The organism is Martinezella rhizogenes (genome assembly GCF_007002745.1).
Taxonomy (GTDB): domain Bacteria; phylum Pseudomonadota; class Alphaproteobacteria; order Rhizobiales; family Rhizobiaceae; genus Agrobacterium; species Agrobacterium cucumeris.
On sequence record NZ_SGNY01000004.1, the window covers coordinates 82,393 to 94,396 of the forward strand.

A 12,004-nucleotide genomic window follows, 5' to 3' on the forward strand; every position below is an offset into this window, starting at 1 on the left:
TTTTCGTTTCAGCCTGTCGACAGGCCGTCGCATTCATCTACATCCTTGCTATAGCCGAACCTGCCTCGGGATCAGGGGCTGCTCCCCCGTCATAATAGGATTTCACCGCATCGTGGCCGCGTAGTCCTTCTGGCCGATACGCCTTCGTTTCATCGTAATGGACCACACCAGCCAACTTGAAACGATCAACGACGCTTGGATGTATTGGCGCGTCGACAGGAATTTTGCGAACGCATGATTTCCACGGCAGCCAGCCCGACTTGATTTCGTCGTGCTGAACGCCTGCGCTGGAGGGATATAAATGCAGCCATTTGTCGTCGACGACGATGGGATGTGTGACGTTCGTCGCTCTGTTCACCATCCACGCCAGCGCGATGTCTGAGAGACGGGATTCCGTTTCCAGATAGCTCCCACCAATGTCCGAGTGCACACCCGCAAACCAGACCTGCTCAAACCAACCGTCTTCCTTGTTTGCCGAGTCGGTCGATTCATCAGTCCATGGCACGCGAGCAAACTTCGCTCTATTCTCGTCAATGGAAAGGGCGTGTTTGGCATATTCGACGCGCGGATTGAGAACCGTGTCGTAGAATTTCATACGCCAGCCCGTCAGATGAATGGTTTTCCACCATGGGTCGCTCAGCCCCGTAGCCCACTTCAAATGGGTCGCCAGATACCACGCCACCATGAATGTCACCGCCACACCTACGCTGGCAAAAAGCCATACGTTTAATGCAATCTGCCACGGCATCAGCGCCCAGATGGCCGTGGCCAGCCCGGCAACTCCCAGGGTGACCGCGAGGAGGATGAGTATTTGCTGGACGGCATTGACCCCCAATGCGCCCACGGTGTCCCATACTCCGACGAAGTAAGCCACCGTATTGGCCCGGTCGGTTTCATCAGAGGAGCGATATTTTTCGCGAAAGCGGGCGGCCAATTCTTTCCGCTGGGCGTCAAGCAGCTTGCTGCCTTTACCGGCGCCATGCTGATAAACCGTTTTCACCGCTTCGTTTGCAACCTTGCGAGCCGTTTTCGGGTCCCGGTAAAAAGCAGTAACCCCATCATCCATCCTTGTCGGCACGCCGCACCAACCCAATACGCCACCCAGGCATCGCGCAGTATAGGCGCCACGGCTGAAGCCGAACAGGAAAATCCGGTCACCTGGCTCCCAGGACTGGAGAACAAAAGTGTAACAGTCCACGATATTCTTGGTTATTCCAAGTCCTGTCGCCTGTGAGAGAACGTTATAGATCTTCCGGAAGGCACCGATCTTGATATCGTCGGCATCTGAAGCCGAACCCAACCCGGCATCGTAAAACGCGATTTGATCATCGGGGTTCACCGCCGAGTCTGGACCGCACCGGGTTGCACGAAATAATTTATAGACGTTACTGCGGCGCTCATCGGGAAGTAGCCCGCCGGCCTGACCTGTACCATCTGAAAGTATGAGGATGTTCTTCGGCATGCGGCTTCGCTCCAATGAACCTCAGCCATCTTGCTGGATTTGTGATATTCAGTAAGCACAAAAGGATTTCAACCGGGAGTTTTCCCCAAAATTCTCTTCTAGTGAAGCCTCTATACGATGCAGAGAAACAAACCGCCGTTCGACTGTGTCATCGCCGCCGTAAAATCACGAAACTTTGCTCATCCACCCCCCGTTTATTACCGGGCTTTCATTTGCCAGAAGTAACGGACTGGATTAGACGAATCCCGTGACACACCGTTGATCGGCGACTTAATTTCGCCATCACGCCCGCCTTTTTGAAAGCCCGTCCGGGAATATCTGCTTCTTCGCGAAGTTTGAGGAAAACATCATGGCCAATGCGACCACCGCCGACAACAGCCGTACGCTCGCCGCTCTCGGCGTCACGGCGGGAATGATCTTCACCGTTGGCTCCGCCCTCGGTTTCCAGCATATTGGCGGTTACACGCCCTGCGCCCTGTGCCTGTTGCAGCGCGATCCCTATTATTACGCCATTCCGCTGGGCATATTGGCCGTTGCGACCAGCGTCTTCAAACTGCCGGTTCAGATAACACGGCTGCTTCTCGCCCTCATCGGCGTGGCGATGCTGATCGGCGCCGGGCTTGGTGTTTATCATGCCGGTGTAGAATGGGGTTTCTGGGAAGGCCCGATCACCTGCGCCACCGGCGCGCCGTCCATCACCACCAATGCTGGCGATCTGTTGGGTGATCTGAATGCCATCAAGGCGCCTTCCTGCAATGATGCGGCACTTCGGGTGCTTGGCCTTTCTTTCGCGGGCTGGAACGTCATCGCAAGCATTGCACTTGCGGCCATCGCCTTTTTTGGCGCGAGCCGGAAAAGCCGGTAAACGGGAAAGCCGCGTTGCAGTCCTGAGGATCAGGGCTGCAGCTCGGTATCCCAGTAAAGATAGTCCATCCAGCTTTCGTGCAGATAGTTGGGCGGGAACAACCGCCCATTATTGTGCAAATCCTGAACCGTCGGCTGGAATGGCTTCTGCGCCGGGAACATGCCCGCCTGTTTGGGAAGCTTGCTGCCTTTTTTAAGGTTGCAGGGAGAGCACGCCGCCACGACATTGTGCCACGTGGTTTCACCGCCATGCGCGCGGGGAATAACATGGTCGAAGGTCAATTCGTCCCGCGTGCCGCAATACTGGCATTCAAACTTGTCCCGAAGGAAAACGTTGAAGCGCGTAAAGGCGGGATTGCGGGTGGGCTGCACATAGGTCTTGAGGCTGACGACGCTCGGCAGCCGCATGGAAAAGCTGGGGGATGACACCGCGTGATCATATTCTGCAATGATGTTCACACGGTCTAGAAAGACAGCCTTGATCGCGTCCTGCCAGGACCACAACGACAAGGGATAATAACTCAATGGCCTATAGTCTGCGTTCAGAACGAGCGCCGGCAGGGCCTGTGGTGAAACTGCAATCGTCAAGGGCTTCTCCTGAGCGATTCGGCATCTGCACTTGTATATTAGGTCCGTTGTTACAGGATTGTGAAGCCTATAAATGCAGCGGAGAAGAGCTTAATTTTTCAGCGGGAAAAAGGCTCTTTTATGTTCCTGACGACCGGACGGCAGCAGCCCGACAGGTTGCCGCCTGATAGCCGCCGAGCTAGTGATTCGCCGCTCTCGATCACAAAATCGGTCTCACGCCTGTTGCACCATTGGTGATATGATCATCGCGACCGAGAAAGTGGCGCACACATCCCGATCGGACACCTATCTGTCGCCCCATCAGCAGGAGGAGAGCGCATGGTTTCGCGCAGGCATCATCCATCGGCAGCGTTGCGGGCGGGACTGGCAACAGGCCTGTTTGTCCTTACGATAAGTCTGGCCGCATTGGCCCAAGCGCAGCAATATCAGAATTTCGAAGTCACGCCGGATGGTCGCGGTGGTGCGCAGGGTACGATCGGCGGGCGCAATTTTGAAATCGAACGCAACTATGACCGACCGCCGGCAAACCGCCGCTCCTCATCAGACATGCGGCGCGACTATGGAAGCCCCGTGCCGCAACGGACATGCCTTGTCGACACCGAGGACAGAACCCGCTGCAACTGAACGCCGCTGCGCCGATTTTCCGGTCGATTTCATCCGCCGGCAACAAAATTCGATTTCACTAAAAAGCAATCTATCGACTTAAAAGGCCTGCAAGAAAGGGCCGGTATGTTCAGGCACAGATAAAACAACTGTGCAGGGGCAGAGACATGGCGAAGAAAACAGGCCGTCTGGTAAAGACTTTGGCAGTTGCCGTCGGCATGGCGGCAAGCATCGCGACGACGGCTTCGGCCGTTCAGCTTGGTGGTCTTGCCAAAAACCCGGTCACAACGCGGCCCGGCCAGTTCATGTCAACGAGCCGTCCGACCATCGCACCCATCGCTTTCGCAAAATTCTGCGACAATGCCGCCGACCAGTGCGTCCGCATTGGCGATCGTGATACGATCGAGCTGACGAAACAGAAGCGTGCGGAACTGCAGCGCATCAATTCCGAGATCAACACGGCGATCGTCTATGTCGGCGAGCTGGACGGACAAGATGAGTGGAAGCTCAATCCGGCAAGCGGTGACTGCGACGACTACGCCGTGACCAAGCGGCAACGCCTGCTGCGGGCCGGCTGGCCATCGGGTGCGCTTCGCATCGCCACAGCCCGCACCCCGGGCGGTGTCGGCCATGCGGTTCTCGTCGTCAGCTCGACCCAGGGTGATCTGGTCCTGGACAACCGCACCAACGTCGTCAAGCCGTGGAAAGCGGTGGATCTGAAATGGATCAAGATCCAGTCACACGAAAACCCGCGCGTCTGGCTGAAGCTCTAGAACGTCTCCGACAATATCCGCGTGTCCCTTCTTTTCGCGAGACCGGACGCGTGCTCGACCGATGATTTAAGCTGTCATATCTTTCAAATGTGAAAGAGGGTATCCTGTCTCCTCATATCGAAGCGTCAACGACGGGAAAAACGCCGCCGACGCGGCCCTTCAACACAGCCTTTGCGGAGATCATGGCATCCAGACGGCCCGGCCCGAGGAGGCTCTGCCACCGCCACGGTCGACGCTCTTGACCTTGTACCGGAGAGACAGTATCGGCAGCTATGCCCAAGGTGCTCAACTGGATTCGCGGTCGTAAACAGCCAGCCCCCCGCGACGACCGGAGGCGGCGCCGGTTAGACCTTGGCGACAAGCCCGCCTCCTTTCCAATCTACGCCATTGGTGACGTGCACGGTTGCCTCGACCTGCTTTTGCAGGCGGAACGGAAAATCCTCGCGGATCTGGGTCCGGACCCCGCCCCCGCCCTGGTCGTTCTGGTTGGCGACTATGTCGATCGCGGGCAGGATTCCTGCGGTGTCATCGACCATCTTCTCCAACCACCGCCAGCGCCACTGCGCCGTATCGCGCTCTGCGGCAATCACGAGCAGCTGTTCAGCGACTTTCTGGAAAATCCGCAGGACAACATGCACTGGCTGGATTTCGGCGGCCGCCAGACGCTTTTATCCTATGGCGTCGATATCGATTATTTCATGCACAAGAGCCGTTTGCGGCTTCAGCCTTTCAGGGACGCATTGATCGGTGCGATCCCGCACACCCATCGCCAGCTTTTATCCAGCCTGCCGGTCTATGCCCGCATCGGACCCTATATTTTCGTGCATGCCGGCTTCCGGCCGGGACTACAACTGGATGCGCAGACCGATGAGGACATGTTGTGGATCAGGGAACCGTTCCTGTCGCAGGGAGCCGGGCTGGACCTGCTTGTCATTCATGGCCACACGCCGGTCCCGGAACCACAGACGGGCCCGCAGCGGATCGGTATCGACACCGGCGCCTTTACCACGGGCAGGCTAACGATCCTGAAGCTTTCAGATGTTGGCCCACAATTGGTTGTCTGACGGCCGAATATCCGCATCCGCACCACCCGGCCACGACTCGAGAGCGCGATTATTAAATCGTTCTTTACGAGAGTGCCGCTCGTGCAATCAACCTGCCATCTCGATTATTTGCCGTTCAGAATGCCCTTAAGGGCCGTCATCTGCTGGCGGTTCCATTCGCTTGCGTCGTCGAATGCCCTGCTTCCCAGTTCCTCCCGCTCATGCTGACTGGAGGTAAGGCGCAGGATAGCCTGGGCGAAAGCCTTATGGTCACCGTCCTCGACCACAATGACGCTGCTGCGGTACTGCTCCGGCATCCCCCTGACGCCAGTTTGACTGCTGATAGTCGGCACACCAGCGGCCAGAGCATCGAGCAACTTTATATTGATGCCTGTACCAAGCGTGATGGGATTGATCGAGAGGGGCGCGCGGGTAAACGCGTCCTTCAAATTATCCACCCGGCCCAGCTTGAGAACACCCTCCGTGTCCTCAATCTTGTCGCATATGCTGCCCGCGAGAACCAAGCGGATATCCGGCCTGTTGGCCCTGATCAGAGGCAGAACGTTCTTAAGGAACCCTTTCAGGGAAATGATGTTGGCATCATTTCCTGAACCGAGAAACAAAAAGTCACTCGATGCGAAATCTTCCACTCTCCGGTCAAGATCAAGAATATGACTGACGGTTGCGACAACGGGCGGCTCTTTGCCCAGCTGTTGGCGGAACACGCGCTCCTCTTCTTCCTGTATGGCGACGACCACATCCGCGCGACGGAACGCCTTACATTCCACATTCGGCGGAACTGAGAACCAATAGCCATATTTATTGGCAGTTTTTATGAACGCCTTATGGCGGTCTGCGAAGGAATCGTGAGTATCGAGAATACGAAGCACGCTGTTCGGAAGGCCCAGAAAAGCTCTCGAATGAAAAGCATATTCTGCGATAACCGCATCAACTCCCAGCCGACGCTGAATATCGCGGACCTGCCAGCCTATTTCTGGATAATAAAATTCGTCTAGGTAATTGTAGAAACCGCTTTCATGGCCAATAAGCCTGTAAAGCTTGCGAATGGTCCGAAACGCAGTAAATCCAAGTTCGAGACCGAAATCCCGAATGAGCCGTAGTTTAAAGCCGCCCCGTTCCCGGGAAATAAAATGCACGCGTCCGGAACCGAATTCGGCCTCATGAGCCGTAAGATCAAAATCGGTTGCCATAGGCGTATTGACATAGGCAAAATGCACTTCGTTGCCGAGACTGCGGACAGCCCGTGTCAATTGCAATATCCTGCTGCGATTACCCTCGTTGGCGGGAACGGCCGGAAAAGCCGAAACGAAAACGAACCTCATAAAGATCACTCACGATTGTGTGAAAAGGTTTCGAATACCTGAAAATTCCTCCCTGACAGCTCCAGAATTTCAGGCAACTTTTTTCCTACATTTTCGCGAATTTCCTCAGATTGATCAATGAAGTCTATGAGAGCATTCTTGATTCCATCGTCCGTATAGAACGCGGACGGAGAAAGCAGATTGGCTGTAGACAGACCAAAATGTCGATACAGACCTTCAAACTTTCCCTGATAGGCGATGCATGTCGCCGGGACGCCTTTGCCGAGCGCTGCAATTGCAAGATGCATACGTCCGCTGACGACGCCATCAAGCTGCCCCGTTACTCCTTTCAACACAGCAGCAGACCATTTTCCGTCTAGATAACGGACCCTGTCTGCCTTAGACGCAGGCATACGCTCGGCCATAGCTCTGAGGCAAGCCTCGTCGCCAACTTTTTCCCGGTAATCATGGGGTATGAGTAGCCAGCATACCGGCCTTGTATCGATAGCAAATTGAAGAGCCTCGGCGCCACGGATGATAATCGTCTCGATCTGTGCTTGGTCTGCATTTTTAAAGAGTAAAGGATGCAGGTTGAAACCCATCACCCTGTATCCTTGCGCCCTCTTTTGCGCGATCCAGGCGTTGGTATCCTCATCAGGATCCTCCGAGGTGAGACTAAACGCAGAATCGGCGACCAGCGCCGCTTGAACCGGCGCAAAATTCTTTAGTCTTTCAAGAGAAACGGCATCGCGCACGTTCAGCGAAACTCGTGGATGGAGAGCACGATAGAACCCGGCGAGAGCAGGATGTGGCGCCTCGTTGAAACTGAACCCCAGGATGAAACTTTTGATACCGGCGGCGGCGGCCAAGTCTAGGCTTGCCAAAAGTTTTGCGCTGACCAGCGGATGGTAATATCCATCCATGACATCCGCACCGACGACGACGACGCAGTCGTGCTTCCGGGCCAGGAATTTCTCGGCCAATTCTTTGATAAAGTTGGGCTTTCCAAAAATATCCACAGGGACGAAGCCCCTCTGATGTAGTGAATTATTGAATCCCTGCCCTTCGACGAGAACATCAACTTCAACGTCCGGATTTTTTGCGCGCGCATGTTGCACCGCCGCAGTAATCATCGCGTCATCGCCCAGCGAGCCAAAAATGGTTATGGGATCACAGGCCACGATCAAAATTCGGTTCAACCGGCCGTCCCCCGCGACAGGTTCAATCACTCGCTTCTGTTCTTGCAGACTATCAAAAAGATGCCGAAGTGCGGCATCTCTGTTCCGCCGCTCAATATATTTTACCAAGCGTTGGCGCAGAGGTGCGGGAAGGATTTTTTTTGCTAACTTACGCATTGCGTTCCTTTCGAGAAGCAATTTTGCTTGTGACGAGCGCGATGGTGGACCGAACCCCGCTCCTCCCGGTCACAATCACGAGTAAAATGTACATGACGCTAAATATGAGCCCGAGCAGAATGCCGGATATGAAATCGCTGGTTCCCAGCATTTTAATTTCTGGTCGCAGCCATTGAACCAGGACAAAACAGAAGCCGCATGAAGTGAAGCTCGGCAAAAGCAGAAGAAATATTCTGGACAGCCGAACATCGAGTTCGCGTGCAACGTAGAAGAATGTGAAGGGCGTGGAGGCCAGCTGACCGAAGGCATAAACAATAACGATTTCAGTAATGTTCTCTGTCGGAACAAGCAGAATCAACAGGATCGTAGAAATGGCCTTCACGCTTCCAGCGATCAATACCTTGTCAGGTCGGCCGCGCGCGGAAAGAAAGGGGCCGTTTTGAAACTGGACGCATTGCAAAGCCCCCAAAAGAAGCAGCGGTCGTGCCACCGCATCAGCGCCTTGCCATTGCGCACCAAACAATACGCTGCAAATCTCTGGTGCCAGTGCAGCCGAGAGTACGAAGATCGGCGTTGAAAAAATCGCCGATATAGTGATCGATTGTTTGTAGAGTTCCGCCATGCGCTCTCGCTCTTGCGATATGCGCGACAGTACAGTCAATGAGACGTCATAAAGCGCCGACTGAAGCAGTTGCATCAGAAGCTGATAAAGACGGCTACCGACAGTGTAGAGCCCGAAGACAGCCACGCCGTAATGTCCCAGAATGATGAAGTCGATCAGCCGCGTCGATCCGAATTCCACGATGCGCAAGCCCAGCGCTGACGAACCGAAGCGAAGCAATTCGACAAAAGTGTCGGGCTTAAGTGTGATCCCGGGAAGCCAGTGCGGCTTGCGCCACAGCCAGACAAGATTGACGACGGTTGCAACATACACCTGAACGACAAGGCTCCAGACGCCGATGCCTGTAACGGCGAAAACAATCGCCACAACGCCGCCGATGATATTGGAAATGAACGTCCTGATCGCCAGTGGCTTGAAAGCGAGTGCGCGCCGATAATTCACTTCCTGAAAAAGCGAAGCGGTGTTCAACGGGAGCAATATACAGATCGCCACAATGATCGGCGCCAGCCCCTCCACCTCGAACCAGCTTTCCAGTTCAGGTGAAAACACACAGACAGCGATAGCCAACACCGTCGCAACCGCGACCGACACATAAAATGGCAGATTGACATCGCTAGGCTCCAGATTGCGTTTCTGCACAATCGCATCAGCAAATCCGAACTCTGACAGCATCTGGATCAGCATCAGAACCAGCCCCGCAGCGGCGACCATTCCGTAGTCGGTTGGGCTAAGGAAACGGGCAAGGACTATGAAGAGGATAGAAGTAAATAGCTTTCCACCCCAGTTCTGGACGATGGACCAGAAAACGCCGGTAACGGCGGCGCTGCCAATAGAATTTGAAGCCGACATCAATTGGCCATCCGCAAAGCTGGCTGTGGCGCTAAACTGGAGTTAATGAAATTGCGTGCAGGCTTCTCAAACCATTTGAAAACAAGGTGGCTCATGAATATCAGAAAAATAGTTGCCAGGCTCAAATAGGGCAGTAAAAATTCAATAGGTTCACCAAGCGCCTGCCACAAAGCTCTGAATAGAGTGACGAATAGAATCGCGTGAATCATGTAGATTGCATAGGAGCAATCACCAGCTTTCGACAAAACAGACGCAGTTCTCCTAGAGTAGGAAATGCTTCGCTCTCCCAGAGCCGTGGAGAGCATCGAAAATGCCAGAAGCACCATGATATAATTTGGATTGGAAAGCCGGAACATCCACCAAGCCGCAAGAAAAAATGTGGAAAGCCCAAGATATAGAAATAGAGAATTTAAGATTCTCACCTGCTGATAGATTTTATAGGTGAGGCACCCTAGCAGAAAGCTTGGGAGAGCTCGCAGCATGCCGAAGTCATAGTTGGCGCCGTACATGCCACCCGACTGCTCCCAAATTGGAAGCCACGGACGTGAAAACATATAAAAAACGATAAGTACGAGCGGAGCCGAGACGTAAATCTTGACGTTCCGGATCAGCACCACAATGAACGGAAAAAGCAGGTAGCAGAAAAACTCAGCGCTGATAGACCAGGATGGATTATTGAGGGTTAACTTATCTTCCAGCCCCCAAGCCTGAACGAGAAAGATGTTCACTATGATTTCCCGATATTCTACAGCGCTTTGAAACGACAGCATGACGGGCATCAAAATCATAACCACCATGGTTGCGATATGGAGTGGATAGATACGTGCCACCCTGCGAACCAAGAACGTATAGTAATTTGCGATTCCCAGTTTTAAATCTTTATAATTATGAAAAAGTACAAATCCGGACAACATAAAAAAGAAATCAACAAATATACCGAAACTTCCTACATCTATTATAGATTTTGCGCGAATATCTATAATATTGACGTGAAATAAAACTACGCCGATTGCAGCGATAAACCGGTAAAAATCAAGCATTATGAATCTCGACATCTCAGTACTCCGTGTTTCCATCTGCTTTTCCTTAGAAAACAGTGCCACATGAGCTGCACTGAGGGCCTACGATGCACGTAAGGTTCGATTTTTGCCGTATTTCGCCAGCACGTCTTCATAGAGTTTCACATAATTTTCGCCGACCCGCCGTGAGGTGGATTCCTCGACGATGTTTCCGAAATCGGCCTCCGTCGGCAATTGCTCGCGCGAAAGCGTCAGCACCCGGCGAATGCGCGCGGCAAGGTCAGCGGCATTGCCCGGCTCGAACAGCCAGTCGTGATTGGTCTCGCCGATGAGTTCCGGGATACCACCCGAAGCCGCGCCGATGACGGGAACGCCCATCGCATAGGCCTCATAAATCGTGCGCGGCGAGGGTTCGGCCCAGAAAGAGGGAACGATCAGAACATCGATCTCTTCGAAAAATTCCTTCGGCTTCGCCCAGCCGATAAATTCGATCGGCAGATCGCCCGCCTGCTTTGTGAAGCGCTCGATGGAATCATCCATCGCCTGGCCGGCGACCAGACAGCGCCAGTTGCCATGGCCGATTTCCCTGAAAGCGTCGACCATGTTGCCAACGCCTTTTTCCGTATTGATGCGGCCGATATAACCGAAGGTCAGCGGCTTGCCGCTCCGCTCTATCTGCCGGCGGGCGACCGGATCACCCTCCGGAACCGTGCAGGAATAGAAAATGACACGGCGCAGGCTTTCCGGAATATGGTGGAAAAGTCCGTGATTGACGTGCGTCTTGAGGATTTCCGTACCAACGCTTGCGACCGCACCAATATAACGCTGCGTGAATTTCTTGGTGAAATTCACCACCTGACAGCCCAGATGGATATGCTCGCAGGGCTTGCCGCCCTTGAACATGGCGGCATTGCCGCACAACAGATCATATTCGCAAATCGTATGGACGATCGGAATGCCGCGCTTATGCGCCGCCCGCCAAACGAGTGTCGTCACATCCAGCAGCGAATGGGTGTTGAGAACATCCGGCCTGAAATCATCAAGAACGGCTTCGAACTGCTTCTCGACGTTGAAATTCCACTGCTGCCTGATCTTCTGCATACGCCGTTGCTGCGGCGTATGTTGAGGCCAGTCCTCAAGCCAGAAATCGTTATTGTGGAACATGCGGTAAACGCTGACGCCGTTGCGCACCGTTTTGGGCTCCGCCTGCCGTTCAATGCAGGCGGCGCCGACGGTATGCCCCATGGAGACGAGTTCCTCGGCAAGGTGCTCGACCGACCGTTCGCATCCGCCGACAATATGCGGCGGGTAAAGACTGCTCAAATGGAGAATTCGCATGCGGATACGCTCTATTTTCCTTAATCGAAAATTTATGACTTCCGCTCTGGCCTTGCCACGCTCCCGAATTGCCCGGAGCCAATGAGACATTTGTAAAAAACTACAAAAGCCGGAGTGGAACTAACATTTGAAAATATGAATAACCAAAAATTCACTTTCAAAAAGC

Annotated in this window: 11 protein-coding genes; 4 read left to right on the forward strand and 7 right to left on the reverse strand. The window is 53.9% G+C overall.

Annotation, left to right across the window (positions count from 1 at the left end; all coding sequences use genetic code 11):
- Window positions 1-37: 37 nt before the first annotated feature.
- Window positions 38-1,462, reverse strand: coding sequence for a DUF2235 domain-containing protein (locus EXN68_RS13585; protein WP_142841435.1), 1,425 nt, complete (start codon window positions 1,460-1,462; stop codon window positions 38-40).
- A 349-nt stretch (window positions 1,463-1,811) separates the two neighbouring features.
- On the opposite strand from EXN68_RS13585, the gene EXN68_RS13590 reads away from it, so the two are divergent.
- Window positions 1,812-2,327, forward strand: coding sequence for a disulfide bond formation protein B (locus tag EXN68_RS13590; RefSeq protein WP_142841436.1), 516 nt, complete (start codon window positions 1,812-1,814; stop codon window positions 2,325-2,327).
- Window positions 2,328-2,356: 29 nt separating this feature from the next.
- Here the strand turns inward: EXN68_RS13590 and EXN68_RS13595 are convergent, their stop codons facing one another.
- Window positions 2,357-2,914, reverse strand: a complete 558-nt coding sequence (locus EXN68_RS13595) for an HNH endonuclease (RefSeq protein WP_003585610.1) — start codon at window positions 2,912-2,914, stop codon at window positions 2,357-2,359.
- Between the two features lie 318 nt (window positions 2,915-3,232).
- Here EXN68_RS13595 and EXN68_RS13600 point away from each other — a divergent pair, with 318 nt between their 5' ends.
- The 3 genes from EXN68_RS13600 to EXN68_RS13610 all read left to right on the forward strand — a co-directional run bounded on the left by EXN68_RS13600 (window position 3,233) and on the right by EXN68_RS13610 (window position 5,354).
- Window positions 3,233-3,538: a hypothetical protein gene (locus EXN68_RS13600; protein WP_142841437.1), complete on the forward strand. Its 306-nt coding sequence runs from the start codon at window positions 3,233-3,235 to the stop codon at window positions 3,536-3,538.
- A 146-nt stretch (window positions 3,539-3,684) separates the two neighbouring features.
- The gene (locus tag EXN68_RS13605; RefSeq protein ID WP_142841438.1) at window positions 3,685-4,290 is read left to right on the forward strand and encodes a transglutaminase-like cysteine peptidase; all 606 of its coding nucleotides are present in this window, start codon (window positions 3,685-3,687) and stop codon (window positions 4,288-4,290) included.
- 272 nt (window positions 4,291-4,562) lie between these two features.
- Window positions 4,563-5,354, forward strand: a complete 792-nt coding sequence (locus EXN68_RS13610; RefSeq protein WP_142841439.1) for a metallophosphoesterase family protein — start codon at window positions 4,563-4,565, stop codon at window positions 5,352-5,354.
- Between the two features lie 104 nt (window positions 5,355-5,458).
- Here EXN68_RS13610 and EXN68_RS13615 read toward each other — a convergent pair whose 3' ends face one another.
- From EXN68_RS13615 to EXN68_RS13635, 5 genes are all read right to left on the reverse strand, one after another.
- Complete coding sequence (locus EXN68_RS13615) at window positions 5,459-6,676, reverse strand: glycosyltransferase family 4 protein (RefSeq protein WP_142841440.1); 1,218 nt, start codon at window positions 6,674-6,676, stop codon at window positions 5,459-5,461.
- Between the two features lie 5 nt (window positions 6,677-6,681).
- Entirely contained in the window at window positions 6,682-8,010 is a 1,329-nt protein-coding gene (locus tag EXN68_RS13620) for a polysaccharide pyruvyl transferase family protein (protein ID WP_142841441.1), read from the reverse strand.
- Window positions 8,003-9,481, reverse strand: coding sequence for a lipopolysaccharide biosynthesis protein (locus EXN68_RS13625; protein WP_142841442.1), 1,479 nt, complete (start codon window positions 9,479-9,481; stop codon window positions 8,003-8,005). Before EXN68_RS13625 ends, EXN68_RS13620 begins: the two co-directional genes overlap by 8 nt.
- Window positions 9,481-10,521, reverse strand: coding sequence for an acyltransferase family protein (locus EXN68_RS13630; RefSeq protein ID WP_161991338.1), 1,041 nt, complete (start codon window positions 10,519-10,521; stop codon window positions 9,481-9,483). Before EXN68_RS13630 ends, EXN68_RS13625 begins: the two co-directional genes overlap by 1 nt.
- Before the next feature lie 81 nt (window positions 10,522-10,602).
- Window positions 10,603-11,838 carry a glycosyltransferase family 4 protein gene (locus EXN68_RS13635; RefSeq protein ID WP_142841444.1) on the reverse strand — a complete coding sequence of 412 codons (1,236 nt, stop codon included), beginning with the start codon at window positions 11,836-11,838 and terminating at the stop codon, window positions 10,603-10,605.
- Between the last annotated feature and the right edge of the window lie 166 nt (window positions 11,839-12,004).